This window comes from Alloacidobacterium dinghuense (assembly GCF_014274465.1).
GTDB classification, from domain to species: domain Bacteria; phylum Acidobacteriota; class Terriglobia; order Terriglobales; family Acidobacteriaceae; genus Alloacidobacterium; species Alloacidobacterium dinghuense.
Window position 1 is genome coordinate 2786142 of the sequence record NZ_CP060394.1, and the last position, 16708, is coordinate 2802849.

Sequence of the window (16708 nt, forward strand, 5' to 3'; positions counted from 1 at the left end):
TGCACCCATTACGGCAGTTCATGAACAGGAGATAGGAGATGATCATTAGTCTGAAAGGCCGAACGGCGGTTATTACGGGAGGAAGCCGTGGTCTTGGTGAAGCAATGGCAAAGGCTCTGGCCGAAGCAGGCGCGAACGTTGCGTTGGTCGCACGCGACAGCAAGCGTCTGGCACTGGTGCGCGATGCCATTGAGGAAACGGGCGGAACAGCTGCCATCTTTACCGCCGACGTGACGCAGGAGAAAGAGGTCGCCATCCTGGCGGATGCCGTAAATCAGCGCTTCGGAGCTGCACAGATTCTCATTAACAATGCGGGAACGAATATCCGGAAGAATCTGGTGGATTACTCGCTGGAGGAGTTTCGCAGCGTTCTGGACTCGAGTTTGATCTCGACATTTCTGATGTGCCGCGCATTTGTGCCGGGAATGAAGGGTTCCGGTTACGGCCGCGTTCTGAACATGACTTCGATTATGAGTCATGTGTCGTTACCGGGGCGTACCGCGTATTCCTCTGCAAAGGCGGCTCTTCTCGGTCTCACACGCGCGCTAGCGCTGGAATTGGCCGGCGAAGGAATCACCGTCAACGGTATTAGCCCGGGGCCTTTCGGAACGGACATGAATGCGGCGGTGATGAACAATCCGGAAGCCAATGCCTTGTTTCTTGCGAGCCTGCCGGTTGGGAGATGGGGCAAGATCGAGGAGATTGGCGCCCTCGCCTGCTATCTGTGCTCCGAAGACGCGGGATTTATCACGGGAACCGACATCCTCATCGACGGCGGGTGGACGGCCAAGTAACTCGGCCATGTGAGAAAGATAAATATGCCGTCGCGTTGGCCGACTCTAGCTACTTATTCACAGCAGGCGACTGCGTATGCGAGGGCTGCGGCGGCACATAGTCGACCAGCGTGTCGACGGGCTTTTTCCCGGCCCATGCGATGCCACGCAGCAGCATTTGCTGAATTTGATAATTGCTGAAGTTCGCGTACTCATGCCCCTGCATCCAGACGAACGCCCTGGCCGGCTCACCACCTGGCAAAGCGTGTTCATAGATCCAGATCTGCGGCACAACTTCTCCTTTGTGCGCGCCAGCGCTCGGCGTCCCCGGTATGACGGCGGTAGCCAGGACATGCATGCTCGGGTTCTGCGCCCAGGTCATGTTGTAGAAGGCTTCGTCGAAGATGGTGATGTTTGACATGCCCTTCATGATGGGGTTGGCAGCGTCAACGATTGTATAAGGGATGGGCGCGCCTAATGTGTAGTTGACCTCACCGTGCTTTTTTGCGCCTCCGACAAGTGTGGCGAAATATGCGGGGTCGGGGCCGCACAGTGAATCGTGAATGCTGACTAATCCGCCTCCGCGCTTAATATACGCTTCGAGAGCAGCCTTTTCCTCATCGATGAGATAGCCTGCATCTCCCTTGTAGATAATCACGACGTCGGCGTGCTCCAGATCTGCGGCGCGGGGTGCGTGCAGGGCCCCGTCGACTACGGCGCCATGTTCGGTAAGAAGCTTGCTCCAGTCAGCAAGGAACTGCGGATAGTCATGCTGTCCCGGCTGGTGGGATTTGAGCCCGGCCCATATGTAGATGTGCATTCCGGTGGGATTCTGATCCCACGGGCGCGGCGCCTGCGCATTGGCGCTCGTGGCCTGGCAATTGGCCTGCGGCGTCAGCACAGCGGTGAATGCAAGTAGCAGAAGAAGAGCCAGCGGCATGAGGTCGCAATATCTTTTCTTTGCATAGAACGCCCCTATGGTCCGCTGGAGTGTAAGTGAATATTGGAGACAATCTGGACGGATACCCAAAACAGAGCTCTCGTTAAAGTCTACAGGTGGCGATGCTTCACGAAACATCTCAAAGCGCACCATAGATACTAGATTCGGATTCGGCCTGTCAATTCGGCGCCGAGCCACTCTTGGGAAAAGACCTTGCCAGATAGGCGGAAATTTCATCAAACTCCTCATCGGTAGCAACCGCTCCGCGACCAGCCATTGTTTGAACAAGATCATTCCACTCCTTCGCGTCCATATGTCGCGTGGCCGACCAGTTCGCCGAGTGGCACCCGGAGCAAACCCTGAGCATGAGCTCCCGTCCTGGACCGGGAGGAAAGAGAGATGCCTGGGTGGCAGCCGGTTCCACGGCGATATCAGGCTTGCCAGAGCCTGCGGAAGCAGCTGGCTCTGGCTGCGTAGCTATGTGGCTCTCCAAAACAGAGGAGACGGCATTCGATCCTGATAGTGAATAGGCAATGACTGCATCGCTGAGGAGCGGGGCGCCGATAAGACCGCCCCCAGTTGCAACAACAGCCACATATTGAGTCCCGCGTTCATCTGCGTAGGTGATGGGTGTGGACTCGGCGGCCGCCGGAAGCTTTACCGTCCAGATTTCCTTGCCCGTTTTTTCATCGAAGGCACGGAAGCGAGCGTCGTCTGTGGCGCCGATGAAGATGAGTCCGCTCGCCGTAACGATGGCTCCGCCCAGACCTGGCCGGCCCGTATCCTGCTTGCCTTCGGGCAAGCTGTCGGTCACTCCGAGCGTGGATCTCCAGGCGATTTTTCCGGTGTTGACGTTCACTGCAACCAATTGTCCCCAGGGAGTCGGTGTACAGGGCAAGTGATTGGCAGGATTCCAAAAGCGTTGCATACCAGCAAGTGGACCGGAGTTGATGTAGCTCCCGTCTGGATTACGAATGATGCGCATCGGCTGCGCGAGATTGTTTACGTTGACAATAAAGAAGCCCGACTTCGGATCGAAGGCTCCGCCGTAGTAATTGACGCCACCCTGCGTGCCGGGCATGGGGACGGTGTAACGGTCGAGTTGAGTCGGCGTAAATTCAACCTCGCCCAGCAGCATATCGTTGTCGTCAACGTACTTCTCGCACCATGCCTTATGCTCCGGAGTGTCTTTGTAGAGATTCGACCGGCTCAGCGTCACCTGAGAAAGCGGTTCCGGCAGGACCGGAACGGGCTGGGTAGGGGACGTCTGCTCACCCGGCACGTTGCTCTTTGGAACAGACCGTTCTATCACATCGTAGATTGGCTTGCCGGTGACACGATTGAGAATGAACATCAATCCATTCTTGTTGACCGTGGCGACAGCCGGAATGATTTCGGCGCCATGTCTTACGTTGAACAGAGTTGGAGGCGATTGCGTGTCCATGTCCCAGATGTCATGGTGAACTACCTGGAAATACCACAGCAATTTGCCAGTATCAGCCTTGACGGCCACGAGAGAGGAGCCAAATAAATTATCGCCGGGGCGATCCACGCCGACGCGGTCATTGTTCGGAGCTCCGAAGGGCATGTAGAGAATGCCGCGCTCCACATCGACGGTCATGTAACCCCAGACGTTTACACCCGAACGGTTCTTCCAACTGTCTCCTGCCCAGGTCTCATGCCCTTTCTCTCCGGGAAGAGGTACGGAGTGAAACGTCCAGACAAGTTTGCCGGTTCTTGCATCCCAGGCGCGCGTGTCGCCTGCTGGCCCTAAGCCTCCATCCTTACCGCCCGGTCCTTCACCGGGCCCCGCGCCAGTTATGATCAAGTTCTTGTATATGGTGGGCGGCGACGGCAGGATATAACTCTTGTCGATGCCAGTCCTCATCACCTCCGGCGTTTTCAGGTTAACCATTCCGTTAACGCCGAAGCTCGCATTGAGATGGCCGGTTGCCGCGCTGATTGAGTACATTCTTCCGCGGCGCGTCCCGAAGATGATCGCCGCGCCGGAACTACCTTCTCCGGGCCAATATGCTGCGCCGCGCAAGGAAGCGTTATCACCATCCGGAATCTCGAAGACCCACTTCTCCTGGCCCGTCGATGAATCCAACGCAACCACGCGGCTGTAAGGTGTGACCACATACATGGTTTGACCGACCACCAGCGGTTGATCTTCAGACTGGTGGAAGCCCGCTCCGCTGTAGGAACGCTTGGCGTCAGCATGACTCGGTTCCACCTTCGTGACGGGTCTCATGTGATAAACCCAGGCAATCTTCAGGTCACGAACGTTTCTCGGCGTGATCTGGATCAGAGTCGAATACCGCTCTCCTCCCGGGTCATGGCCGACCATCGGCCAGTCTGCGGGTGCGTCCAAAGACGCCGATCCAAGTGTTGAGTCATTTTGACCTCCTGTGCCAGAGGCAAGGAGCGGTATAAACAACAACAAGCAAACCAGGCCGCTCGACGATATCTTTCTCAGGCAAGGCAGGCGCCGAATGGTGCACACCGGCGCGAAGATTTTCGTGAGTGTTTGTTTCCCGATCACCCGGTATCCCTAAGCTAGTGGAGGCGTATCAAATTGTAGAAGGCATGGCACGATTTCGGCCATATTCGCCGCAAATTGTGAATGCTGGTTGGACGTGATCTAAAATCTCCATTTGGTCGTCTGAATTGCAATTGGTGCTCTTCGCCAAGATAAAGCTACGTTATCGCAAAGGCAGCAGTTCCGGGCCTATTGTCGGCAAGAACAACTATAAGTTCGAGCCGAAGGCCAGCAGACGGCCGTCGCAATCCTTTACTACAAACTCACGCATGTTCCATGGCATGTTGGCAAGCTTCCGGGTGAATTCCACGCCCTTGGCCGCATACTCAGCATAAAGCGCATCCACATCTGCTACAGAGAAGTATGCGTCGAGCAGTTCGTCCGCATATTTGTCTGGATTCGCCGTCGGTGGCTCGGCGCAACGGAAGTGAATCGGGCGCTGGTCACGCGCTACGATGGCATAGACCGGCGGATCCTGCCACGTCCCCTGACACTCGAAGCCAAGCTTGTCTTTGTAATAGGCGAGCGTGCCGGGGATGTCCATGGTGAAGAACAGGGGCGCGATCTGACGAATCATTGACCAAGTGTACTGCAGTTCTTCCTGCACCATCGCATGAGCCCAGGCTCTGAATCTTCACGCGGACAGTCGTTTCAGCATCTCGCGCGCGCTCCGGAACCAGGGTCGTTCTCGGCGGCGCAGATAGTCGGGCATCGTGGGTTTCTTATCGAGCACTTTCTGTGCCCATTCGCGAGCCTCGGCGTTGCGCCCCTCGGATGCCAGCATACCCGCGAAATTCAAGTACGTCTCCGACGACGTCGACTTGTTGGTTGCTTGCCGGAAGAGCGCCTCGGCTTTTTCTTTCTGTCCGGTTTGCGCATAGGAGTGGGCCAGCAATCCAGCGGCACGATGGAAATCGTAGTCTCCCTCTTCGCCGACCACCCGTTCCAGATCAGGTAACGCGGCCGCCGCGTCGCCTGCCTGGAGGGCGCAAACGCCACGCCGGTAAAACGGATCGAGAGTATCAGCACGCGCGGCAATGGCCTTGTCGAACGCGGCTCGCGCCAACTGGAGCCTGCCGTCGTCCATGTAAAGGTCGCCGAGTTCTTCATAATTCCCCGCCGACGGATTGTCTCGAACCATCGTTTCGAGTTCGCCGATCCGCTTGCGGCGCGGAAAAACCTTGAAGGACTGGCGGAGCAGTCCAACGTCTGGAACCACCTCGATAAAGATATAGATGAGCGCGCCGAGTGGACCGAGAAAGAGGATGATAAAAATCCAATACGTGTCCGGCCGTCGCCGGATGAAGTGGATGATCGCAAAACCCTGCAGCAGCAAGCCCCATGGGTATAGCAGATGACTCAGGATTCCCATTCGATATTGATCTCAGCGTCAGGTTAACATTTGTGGAGGAGAGCGGAATCGTCGAGCGAGGATACAGGAGCCTTACGTCCTGCTGCAGAGAACTTTCTAGATCAGGCTCGTCTTTTCCGCCTTGTTCTGCGAAGACTCAAGCACCGTTGTGACGGACCCAGGAGGAAGATGGATGAAATGTCTCGCATTGGCGGCGGCGTTTTGCCTGCCGATTCCGTTGTTTGCCCAGCAATCGGTACCTGAGATCAAGTTTCAGGCCCAGACTGATTTCTTTAAGCTTCCGCCAGATCTGTATTTCGGGGAGGCCGCAGGCGTGGCGGTCAATTCAAAGGGACATGTTTTCGTCTTCTCGCGTGGCAGCACAACTGGCCCAGCCTATGGCGCGGCAGCAGCGCAACTGCTCGAATTCGACGCCGACGGAAACTATGTCCGCGAGATCGGCCATCATCTATATGCATGGAGTTATGCCCACGCCGTCAAGGTCGACAAGGAGGACAACATCTGGGTCGCCGACAAGGGTTCGGATATGGTCATCAAGTTTAGCCCGGAAGGCCGGGTGTTGATGGTCTTCGGCCGCAAGCAGGAGGCCTCCGACGAGGGCACTGGTCCGCTCAAGCATCCAAAGCCGCCCCTGCCGCCGATCGACGGGGAATTTCGCCAGGTCACCGATATGGCCTGGGATGCAGCAGGCAATACTTATATCAGCGACGGTTACATTAATTCCCGCATAGCCAAGATCGACAAAGACGGCAACTGGCTCAAGTCCTGGGGTGAGCCCGGAACGGGTCCGGGCCAGTTCAATACGCCGCACAGTATTGCTACCGATGACGCTGGCCACGTATATGTGGCCGACCGCGGCAACGGGCGGATTCAGGTTTTCGATGGAGATGGCAAGTTTCTGCGTGAGATCCGCATCAATGTTCCGTACGACCACAAGCTTCACCCGTGGATGGGGAGCATACCCTCCGAAGTGCCTGCCACATCCGAGGCGCCGGCGCCCTTGAACAAGACGATGCTGAATGGCTCTCCGTGGGCGATTTGCATCACGCCCGGGCCCAACCAGGTGCTTTATGCATCGGATGGATACCCAGGCCGTATTTACAAACTGACGCTGGATGGGAAAGTGCTTGGTGTACTTGGCGCCACCGGCCACCGTCCTGGCCAGTTTGGCTGGATTCACGAACTGGCATGCCCGTCAGAAAATATTCTCTATGCTGCCGAATTGCTGAATTGGCGGGTGCAGAAGTTGACCCTTGAGCCCACGCAATAATTTTGACTCCAAAACTGACCCAACAACCCAAAGGCGTATCCACCCGGGTCCATGGTCTCGTTTATGGAGCATATTGCGCAGTCGCATACACGCTCGAGAAAGACTTCTCCTTGCGTCCAGAAAGGCTAGGTATAAAATACAGCCCAAATATGGTGTAACCTGGGCGGATTTCTATGACGAAGCGAGCAAAGGGAATGGCGTTTGTACCAGGCTACGATCATGACGTATTTGTGAGCTACGCTCACGGAGACGACAGAGAGTGGGTCAGCCGTTTTGCCGGGCGTCTCGAGGCTGAGTTGAAAAAGAAACTCGGCGATGCGGCTGATGTCTGGCTCGACACGGTCGAGCTGCGGGCTACGCAGGACTATCGCAAAGAGATTCCGGCGAGCGTTACGAACTCAGCGGTTTTCCTTCTGCTTCCATCTCCTGCCTATCTGCGCTCGCAATATTGCGTCGAAAAAGAGTGTCAGGCATTCGCAGACACGCTGCCTTTGAAAGAAGCGCGCTTTACTGGCGATGAATTCGCGAACCAGCTGTATGCACTGCGCTGCCCGATCGAGCAAATTGACGACAATATACATTGGAAACTGTTTCCTGGGCTGAGCGACATTCCGTTTTTCGATACAAAAGGCACATTCCCAATCGACGACAGTAGATTCAACGAGGCTTTCAGCAGAGTGGCACAGACGCTGACTGATTTGTTAAAGCGGATGCGAAACCGCTGTACGTCGGTCTTTCTTTATCCGCGAAAACTCGATGAGGATTTGCAACAGGCGGGGGAAGGGCTTGCCAACGAACTTGCTGACAGAAGTTACAGGCTCCTTCCTGAGAATTTTGTGGGACAGGAAGATGAGTTACGGCGAGCGTCATTGGCTGTGTTCTTAATGGGAGAGAAATACGACAAGAGGGTAAAGGAACTGGTCGAAGTGGCCATACAGAACGCGATTCCTTGGGTGGTATGGTGCTCTCCTGCCAGCCAGGCGACGCAGGTGCCGGAGCAAATGGCTCTCCTGGATTTGCTGGAGCAGATGGATTCACCCAAGAAAACATGGCTGAATGCAAATGTGCCAATCAGCGAACTTAAAGAAGAAGTTCGCTCTCTGCTCAAGGCTGACATACAGCCCGAAGTTGTTGGCAAGCGGCGTATTTATCTGATTTACAAATCGGCAGACAGAACCGAGAGGTTGAACGCCGGCCGGATAGCAACGTCATTTGACGAGGAATTTCAATTCGACCACCCGGATGATCCGGCTCAGCACACGGCGCGGCTACTTAAGTCATCTGGAGTCCTGCTGCTATGGGGCAATGCTGATGAGGTGTGGTGCGCAAGCCAATTCATGGAAGTGAGACAAAGCGCGAAAGTAAAAGGCTTGTGCGTTTTCGATCCGAAGGAGACTAAGAACTCCGCGCTGGCACAGATTAGCGAGAAGGCGAGCGATTTTTATGTTGCTGAAGAATTTGGGAAGTTCGACAGGTCAAGGCTGGAGCGCTTTTTTGACCAAATCCGGCGCCCGGTCTAGCGAGTAAGGAAATGAGTTTTGCCGCGGTTCTGGAGAGGATCGGGACAGTTCAGAATCCGTATCCCGGGCTGCGCCCGTTCGAAACAGAAGAAGCGCATCTTTTTTTCGGACGGGATCAGCAGATCGCCGAATTAGTCGCACGATTGCAGCGAAGTCGGTTCGTGGCTGTGGTTGGCGTCTCAGGAGGCGGCAAGTCGTCGCTGGTGCGAGCGGGACTGATCCCCGCGCTGGGAAGGGTCCACCTTGGGGCCGAAGCAGCTCGGTGGCGGATGGTTGTCACTCGCCCAGGAGGCACGCCGTTTCAAAACCTCACGACCGATTTGCGAAGGGCGGGACTCGACCCTTCGGAGCTTCGTCGGAGCAGCCAGGGCTTGCTGCACGTAGCGCGACAGCTTGGCGAGGACGAGACGCTGCTGGTCGTTGTCGATCAGTTTGAAGAGTTATTTCGATACAAAGACCTGCAGACCATTGACAGAGAAGGGCAGGTGCAGAAGGAAGCGGCAGCCGGTGAAGCCGCGGAGTTCGTGCAGCTGCTGTTGACTTCGACGCAATATCTGCCTCCTGTGTACGTTGTGCTGACCATGCGGTCGGACTATTTGGGAGACTGCGCGCTGTTTCGCGGGCTCCCTGAAGCGCTGAACGAGAGCCAGTATCTTGTTCCGCGTTTAACACGTCAGCAGCGGATGGAAGCGATCGAGGGGCCGCTGGGGCAGACGAGAATCGCGCCGAACCTGGTGCAGAGAATTTTGAATGACGCGGGCGATGAACCCGATCGGCTTCCGCTGCTGCAACACGCGCTGATGCGGACGTGGAGCCAGTGGCGGAAATCCGATTCGGGACAAACACGCCCGGTTGAGCTTCAGGATTATCTGGCGCCTTCGGTTGGGGGACTCGAACATGCACTCGACAAGCACGCTGAGGAGCTGGTGAAGGACGTTCCGGAAAAGACGGCAGAGACCATCTTCAAGCGGCTGTCGGCGGAGGGCCTGAACCGAAGAGAGCGTCGAAATCCCACGCAATTGCGCGACCTGTGGGAGGTGTGCGGAGCGGAATCTGAGGAAGAACGCAGAATCGTAAACGCGATTGTCGACCATTTCCGACATGAGGAAGCCACTTTTCTCACACCGCGCGGCGGCGAATTGAAGTCGGACACCTACATCGACATAACGCATGAGAGCCTGATCCGCGAGTGGGGCACCCTGCGACGCTGGGTAACGGAGGAAGCAGAGGATCACGCAACCTGCATGCGCATTTACGACGATGCGCTGCTTTACGCGCTGGGCAAGGGAGATCTCTGGCGCAATCCCAGGCTGCAACTTGCTCTCGATTGGTGGAAGCTGAAGCAGCCGACTGCTGCCTGGGCGCGACGCTACATCGGAGGCGAAGCGCAGGACGATGCGGGATTTCGCAGGACATGGGATTTCTTGGAGGCAAGCCGCACGGCGCGCGACGAAGAGCGGGCGCGAGTGAGACGTCGCCGCATGACGATTCAAATTGTAACGAGCGTTGTCCTGCTAGCCATGACGGCGTTGTTCTCGTGGGCGATGTACAGCAGGAACCGGATGAAGAAAGAGCATGAAACAGCTATGGCGCGCGCCATGTCCTTCAGTTCCCTCGACGATCAGGTTGAACACCCGAATCAGCTAATAAGCAGCACGTTGTATGCGCTCGAATCCGTCAAGCGAGAGGGCACGTCAGCGAGTCTGCATATGTTGCAACAAGCGCTCGAACTGGTCAGGAAGCCGCTGGCTCATGTTCAGCGGGAGGGAGATGTTTTGGGAGTGGCTTTCAGTCCTGACGGAAATTACCTGGTCACGGCCGGCCAAGATCAGAAGGCAACGGTCTACGACATGATGGGCAAGAAGGTGAAGGAACTCGACCAGGGAGCGGAAGTCTCGGCTGTGGCCTTTAGTAGAAATGGGAAGTACATGACTGTCGAAACAGACAATGGGCCTCGCGTCTTCGACACAGCATCCTGGCAGATGCTATGGCACGATGCTTATCATACAAGTCGATATGGCAGGTTTGGCACTGTTGCGTTCAGTCCCGATGGCCTTTCACTAGCCCTTGCCGAGCCTTACGTAATTGCGGAGGTGATTGATGGGAACACTGGTGAGAAAGCGTGGGATATTCCGGAGAGCCATGAGGGAACCCCTTCAGAAACTGACGAGCCTCACGTGAAGTCAGTCGCATTCAGCCCCGATGGACGTTATCTGGCGACAGGTGGTACCGACCGTAAACTCAGGTTGACGAAAGTGAAAGACCATGAGAAAAACGCGTGGCAGATGGAGCTGAACGGCGCCGTCAACTCGGTGGCGTTCAGCCCGGACAGCCGTTTCCTGGCGGCAGGCGACGACCAGGGAACTGCCTGGGTATTCGAAATCTCGGGTGATGAGAACGCGAAAGTGGATGAGATAGTGCAGAGGAAGGAGCGTGGGAGCATTGAAACAGTGGCGCTTAGCAAGGGCGACAGATATTTAGCAACGGGAGGTGACGATGGAGTAGCCCGTATCTTCGAAATCGCGGATCAAAGGGAAGTGCTGGAGCAACCCCACAAAGGAGCGGTGCTCTCCGTGGCATTCAGCCCTGATGGGATGAGCTTTACTTCAAGTGGCGAGGACGGGGCAGTCGACATCGTTGAAGTGAAGTCGCAGGATGAAATCTCCCGGATGGCTCTGTCATCGAGAAACGTTCTCCAACAAGCGTCCATGACTTCGGACACAAAATATATGGCTGTTGTGGACGAAAAAGGAACTGCGCAGGCGTTTGAGGTTGCCAGCGGAAAAGCAGTTTCTCCGACTGTCCATCTGGAATACGCGGATCAGGTGACCCTGAGCACCGAAGCTAAATATGTTGCGCTGGCAAGCTTGCTGAAAGCCGCTGTTTTCGATGCGTCGTCCGGTAAAGAACTGTTCAGCGCGGATTGGGAGTGGGGCATCAATACGATGGATCTCACGCCGGACGGACGTTATTTGGCGGTTGGTGGCCATCCCGAGTCATTGACAAGTCCAACGTCAGTAAGGCCGGGAAGAGTACAGGTGTTTGATGTGCAGAAAAAGAGCCTCCAATGGAGCGAGGACTTCGATTTCAAGATCTCTAACGTAGCGTTCAGCGCAGATGGGCAGCACCTCGCGGTTGGCGGAGAAGCGCCTATGCTGCAGGTATTCGACACTGCAAAAAAAGACCCTGTGGTGAAGTTCCCCCTTCAATGGCAAAGCGACTGCAGAGAGCAGAGGGAGCCATGCAAAGTGAACGGGATCACATTCAGCCTGGACGGAAAGTATCTTGTCTCCTGGGCCAACGACAAAAGACTGCGAGTAATGGACATTGCTGCCGTTCGAGAGATTCAAACCGTGGACCTTCACGTATACCCAATGGCCGCCATGTTGAGCGGAGACGACAAGTATCTCGCGGTGTCAAGCCAGGACTTGATGGGACGGGTTTATGAGGTCACGTCGTCACCGCCCACGGAAGTGTGGCACCGGCCACTGGCGCAAAACGACTTCTTTCCGTTCGCATTTACCGAGAATGACAAGTACATCATCATGGGGTCAGCCTCTAACGAAATGGTGATTCACCGTCTCTTGTGGCAACAAAAGGACCTGATCGATAGGGCTTGCGCACTGATGATCCGCAATCTTTCAAGCGAGGAATGGAAGGAATTCTCAAGCGAGAAGCAGCCGAAAGCCTGTCCCAGTCTGCCCTGATGCTTTTACTGACAAAGTAAATAACGGGCTATAACCGAAAGGCTGAAATGTTGAACCTCTACTGCGCGAAGAATTAGGTACAAGCCCTCTATCGATGAAGCAGCTTTTTAGCATGGCTTTTTTTCTGCTTAGCAGGTAGCGTTTAGGGTAGACCATCTCGTCGAGGAGCGTGGAAGCTCGCCTTGTCCGGGCGAATGAACAGTAGAGAAAAGCGAAAGAATGGAATGCGTTGGACGCCCGGCACCCTCCAATCAACAGATGACATCGTTGTCCTTGAGTCCTTCCAGGCGCAGCTGACAACTTGGTATCGGCAATCAGCTTCGGACGACAGACGGGTACTTCACGTTGGGACGAAGCGCTTCTTGAAGAGCATGTCGAGCCCATGGAGATGGGTCTTTACTGAAAATCTCTGAGGGGCCACTACGAAAGTCCTGACGAGTGACTAATTGGCGTCGTGCTTCATTTAGCTCCGATAAGGTCCCGTGAAAACGACTCGATTCGCGGAATGGCTGGCTTGAATTTCTTTCCAAAGCGATTCACAACTGGTAAGGGCGTCAGACCATCAACTTTGGCCTGTTTCGGACCTGAATAGCTTCCGTGTACAGGGCAGGGATTTCTCAAAACGACAGGTTGAATCGGGTTCACATATAAGAGAATTAAAGTAACGTGTAAACGCGAATTCTGCGGTTATGCTTGGTGAGGCCATGAAAGACACGACGAACGAAAACCATCTCGACTTTGTGGGCGACGATCTGGCGATCAACTTCATCAACACTCGTCGGATGGTCGAGGGGCAACTGACAGACACACTGCAGAGCGACAGCGACGTCAAAGCCTGGCTCAGGAGGCTCGAAGTCCCCGTCGCAAAAGGATCACTTCCTTTCGGCGACGGCGTACTACTTAAAGGGGCAAGAGGGCTTCGTGAGATTGCGCTCGCGGCCGTTCAGGATCGAAAGTCCGGGAAGAAACCTTCGCTTGGCGCGCTCAACAGATTCCTGGCGGACGCTCCAAGTCATGCGGTGCTTACGACAGACACCGCGAACAACATTCGTATGACTCGTGTCTACGGCAAACAGACGGTCGAGGCGTTCCTGACTCCGGTCGCGGAAGCCGTCGCAGACGTGCTGGCGGATGGTGACTTCAACCTCGTCCGGCATTGCGAAGGCAACGCTTGTGTCCTGTGGTTCTATGACCGTACGAAAGGTCACCGCAGAAGATGGTGCACGTCGGCAGGTTGCGGAAATCGCGCCAAAGTAGCTGCGTTTCGAGCGAGAGCGCGCCAAACCTGATTACTTCATAATGTTACGCGTTGAAAGTGCCCGCAATGTCGATCAGGATCTTACCGCCCTTGAGCAGATGAGCGACGGCTTCCTTGATTTTTGGCATCGGATAAACCGCGGCGACGGGTACGCGCAGCGCACCGGAGGCAACGAGAGGAGCGGCCTCGATCTGCGTCGGCAGGACCTTCGACACATGATCGAAATCGCCCAGAAAGAAGCCTTTGACTGTCAGGTGTTTGCCTATGAGCAAAAGGGCGTTGACCGCCATCGGCCGTCCGGTCGCCGCTGAGTAGGAGACGAGCATGCCACGGTCCGACAGCAATGGAACGAGCGTTGCCGTCGCATCACCGCCCACTGCATCAACCGCCAACCGAACCGACCCTTTGCCGATAATGCGCACCGCCTCCTCGATTGCTGCCGGTTCGTCCATGAGCACCACATCTGCTCCCGCAGCCTTGAGTTCGTCGATCAGTTCGGGCCGCCGCACGAGACTGATCGTCCGAATGCCACGCAGCTTCGCAATGGCGATCAAAGACCGGCCAACGCCGGAATTCCCGGCATTTTGAACGACCCAATCACCGGGCTTGAGGTCCGCATATTCGCTGAGCATCAACGCCGCTGTGGGTGGGTTGCTGCCGAGCTGCGCGAGTTGCAGCCGATCACCGTCGGGTAGCGGGAACAGCCCTTGCGCCGGCGCGATCAGACGCTCCCTCCAGGTGAGGCTGAGATTGGGCGCCACGACGTGGTCGCCGACCTTAACGTTGGTAACACCAAGACCAACCGCCGCAACCCGACCGAAGCCCTCGTTTCCAACGACAGTTGGTGCCGGCGGGCCCCCGAAGTAGCCGCGCATGAAGAGGAGGTCATGCAAATTTAAGGGCGCTAGTTCGACATCGATTAGGACCTCACCCGTTCCCGGCGCACCCGGCTCCGGGATATCAACGAGTTCCAAGACATTGAGTGGGTCACCATAGGCTGAGATTTGAAGTGCGCGCATGATTGGGTCTCCTTTTTTCATACCGCTCATGACCTGCGCCGTTAGGTCGCAAACGGAAATTGTTAGGTCGATTCGCGTTTTTGTCAGCTGTCACTTGGGGAATGTGTCGCCAAACATGGGAAGGCCGCTGACAGATTCGGCCTTGGTCGCCTCGTCCTGCAAGACGTCCCAATGCTCTTTAAGAAGACCGTCTTCAAATCGGACAATGTCGGCGGCAACCCAGGCGGCTGGCCTTCCGATTCCGGTGAAGCGGCCATGTGCTATGACGAAATCGCCTTCTGCAACGATGAGCTGGTTCTCGTAGTGCATCGTGTCCGGCGCTGAGCGGACGAGATTGAACAGCCCATCGCGACCTGGTGCTATGTGTGCGCTGTGCTGAATGTAGTTTGGTGACCAGAAGCGTTCCGCCGCCGCGTAGTCACGCTTGTTGAACAGTGTTTCGAATGCTTCGAGCACGATTGCCTTATTCCGTTCTGGGGATGAGTTACTCATTGCTTCTCCTTGCTGGTGAGATATTGATCTACCTTTCACCACATGAGAGTATGCACATAATCCAGATGTCGCAAATATTTTTGCGGAAGCCATTTTTAAACATTTATCGTGCTTCATACCTGTAGCCCAAGTTTCGCACCATATTATTAACGGGACAATTTTTGCACCCCAGACAAAGCGGTGTGCATCTAGGGCAAAGTAGAGTATGACAATACTCTGTAAATTCTTAATGTCCCTACTTTGTCGAGGGAAACGTTTGGAACGATCCATGCAGATACTGGAAAAGTGGTGATGGCAGATGGGTTATTCGAAGAAAGGTAAGGCGGAGACACACACTCGGATCGTGAGCGTTGCGGCCAAGAGGTTTCGCGAACTCGGTCTCGAAGGCATCGGCGTTGCCGATGTGATGAAGGAGGCCGGTGTTACCGTCGGTGGCTTCTACAAACATTTCGATTCGCGCGATGAACTGGTGGTTGAGGCGCTGGCCACCGCATTCCAGGACCTAGACCGCTGGGAGGAACACACTGACACGTTAACGAAACTTCTAGCGAACTATTTGTCCGAAGAACACCGGGATGCTCCGGGAACAGGCTGCGCTTTGGGCGCTTTACTAGGTGACATGTCTCGGGCGAGTCGATCGGCGAAAGCCGTGTATACCGCACGACTCAAGCGCAGCTTGGCATACTCGACGGGCCTTGTTCCGCCAAATGGAACCTCTGATCGGCGCGCCCGCGCGGTTCTCATGATTAGTGCGATGCTAGGAGCGATCAACCTCTCTCGTGCCGTCTCAGACCCAAGCCTTTCACGAGAGATTCTCCAGCAGACTAGGGATCAGTTAATCAGTTTGAACCAACCCGCGAAAGCGCATTAGAGGGCTTATGCTTCTCGGACAACGTCCGGTTCCAGCGGTCAGGAATTCACCCGAGCCGCCCACGTTCACCTGACAGCTGAGTTCACACCAGCAATCCGCAGCGCATTCCGTAATCGAGCCGAAACGAGATAAATTTTCCTATAGAACCGTGCCCGCGCAAGAACGGATAAGTCGTTCGGCATTGAAACTAAAGCGGATGCGCAGCGCACCTGAATTTGTGCCCAGATTTAGGGAGACGCCGCCCACCCTAGCATGATCTTAAGATGGTGCCCGGACAGGGGACTTGAATCCCCACGACAGGTTGCGGCCAGCGGATTTTAAAGTCCGTTTTTCGCAGCGAAGCACTTCCCTGCACCAGCTCGCACCAGCTCGAATAACATCCACCTACTCAATTACATGGACGCATTGTCCACAGCGCACCAGATCGCACCGAAGCGCACAAAAGGAAAGTACAAAGTGGCACCAAAGGCGGCACCGGCGCTTCTGAATGATCTTGTCCAAAATGTGCATTTTGTAACACCTTGCAGTATTCACTGGTAAAGCCCATTTGTTCTCGACAACGGCTCATATACACTCGGCACTGACATTCTCAATTGGTCAACGAGTGAGTAGGCAGTAACGCACTCATTGAGCAGTCGCCCCTAAGCTCTCCCAGCAGATGAAGGTGCGCGAGACTCTAGAAGCAACCACGCGGCGGCAGCACTCAAAATAGCTAGGCAGGCTGCAATCCAGATCACCGTGCGATAACCCCTCAAGAACAAATCGCTGATCGCCCGTTGGATGATCGGATCTGGATTGTGAGTTGCGGCGAGCAGGGGCCGAGCAGCATCAACCTGCGCACGAGCGCTCGGACTCAATATCATTTGGGAAAGGTGTTGGTCCAAGGAATGTTTAAAAACCACTGCCAGAACAAAACCGAAGGCGGCCACTGCGAGAAGAGAGGC

General features: G+C 55.5%; 12 protein-coding genes and 1 pseudogene. 7 read left to right on the plus strand and 6 right to left on the minus strand.

Annotated features, from left to right (window positions below; translation table 11 throughout):
• Positions 1–38: 38 nt before the first annotated feature.
• Complete coding sequence (locus tag H7849_RS11315) at positions 39–794, plus strand: SDR family NAD(P)-dependent oxidoreductase (protein WP_186746578.1); 756 nt, start codon at positions 39–41, stop codon at positions 792–794.
• Between the two features lie 49 nt (positions 795–843).
• Here H7849_RS11315 and H7849_RS11320 read toward each other — a convergent pair whose 3' ends face one another.
• The 4 genes from H7849_RS11320 to H7849_RS11335 all read right to left on the minus strand — a co-directional run bounded on the left by H7849_RS11320 (position 844) and on the right by H7849_RS11335 (position 5627).
• Entirely contained in the window at positions 844–1713 is an 870-nt protein-coding gene (locus tag H7849_RS11320) for a ThuA domain-containing protein (protein ID WP_186746580.1), read from the minus strand.
• A gap of 178 nt (positions 1714–1891) precedes the next feature.
• Positions 1892–4087 (minus strand): outer membrane protein assembly factor BamB family protein, encoded by a 2196-nt coding sequence (locus H7849_RS11325; RefSeq protein WP_186746582.1) that lies wholly within the window; start codon positions 4085–4087, stop codon positions 1892–1894.
• A gap of 376 nt (positions 4088–4463) precedes the next feature.
• Positions 4464–4832, minus strand: a complete 369-nt coding sequence (locus H7849_RS11330) for a VOC family protein (RefSeq protein WP_186746584.1) — start codon at positions 4830–4832, stop codon at positions 4464–4466.
• Between the two features lie 57 nt (positions 4833–4889).
• Entirely contained in the window at positions 4890–5627 is a 738-nt protein-coding gene (locus tag H7849_RS11335) for a tetratricopeptide repeat protein (protein WP_186746586.1), read from the minus strand.
• Between the two features lie 172 nt (positions 5628–5799).
• On the opposite strand from H7849_RS11335, the gene H7849_RS11340 reads away from it, so the two are divergent.
• The 5 genes and pseudogenes from H7849_RS11340 (at position 5800) to H7849_RS11355 (ending at position 13413) form a co-directional block, all read left to right on the plus strand.
• Complete coding sequence (locus tag H7849_RS11340; protein ID WP_186746588.1) at positions 5800–6897, plus strand: peptidyl-alpha-hydroxyglycine alpha-amidating lyase family protein; 1098 nt, start codon at positions 5800–5802, stop codon at positions 6895–6897.
• 194 nt (positions 6898–7091) lie between these two features.
• A pseudogene (locus H7849_RS27405) lies at positions 7092–7367 on the plus strand (toll/interleukin-1 receptor domain-containing protein); the annotation flags it as partial.
• Positions 7368–7388: 21 nt separating this feature from the next.
• Positions 7389–8417, plus strand: coding sequence for a hypothetical protein (locus tag H7849_RS11345; RefSeq protein WP_251106751.1), 1029 nt, complete (start codon positions 7389–7391; stop codon positions 8415–8417).
• Between the two features lie 11 nt (positions 8418–8428).
• Positions 8429–12124 (plus strand): WD40 repeat domain-containing protein, encoded by a 3696-nt coding sequence (locus tag H7849_RS11350; protein WP_186746591.1) that lies wholly within the window; start codon positions 8429–8431, stop codon positions 12122–12124.
• 704 nt (positions 12125–12828) lie between these two features.
• A complete protein-coding gene (locus H7849_RS11355; RefSeq protein ID WP_186746599.1) occupies positions 12829–13413 on the plus strand; it encodes a CGNR zinc finger domain-containing protein in 585 nt (194 codons plus the stop codon).
• A 13-nt stretch (positions 13414–13426) separates the two neighbouring features.
• Here the strand turns inward: H7849_RS11355 and H7849_RS11360 are convergent, their stop codons facing one another.
• Both H7849_RS11360 and H7849_RS11365 read right to left on the minus strand, forming a co-directional pair.
• On the minus strand, positions 13427–14401 hold the full coding sequence (locus H7849_RS11360; RefSeq protein WP_186746601.1) for a zinc-dependent alcohol dehydrogenase family protein: 975 nt from the start codon (positions 14399–14401) through the stop codon (positions 13427–13429).
• A gap of 90 nt (positions 14402–14491) precedes the next feature.
• Positions 14492–14893 (minus strand): nuclear transport factor 2 family protein, encoded by a 402-nt coding sequence (locus H7849_RS11365; protein WP_186746603.1) that lies wholly within the window; start codon positions 14891–14893, stop codon positions 14492–14494.
• Positions 14894–15191: 298 nt separating this feature from the next.
• On the opposite strand from H7849_RS11365, the gene H7849_RS11370 reads away from it, so the two are divergent.
• Positions 15192–15764 carry a TetR/AcrR family transcriptional regulator gene (locus tag H7849_RS11370; RefSeq protein WP_186746605.1) on the plus strand — a complete coding sequence of 191 codons (573 nt, stop codon included), beginning with the start codon at positions 15192–15194 and terminating at the stop codon, positions 15762–15764.
• The last annotated feature ends 944 nt before the right edge of the window (positions 15765–16708 follow it).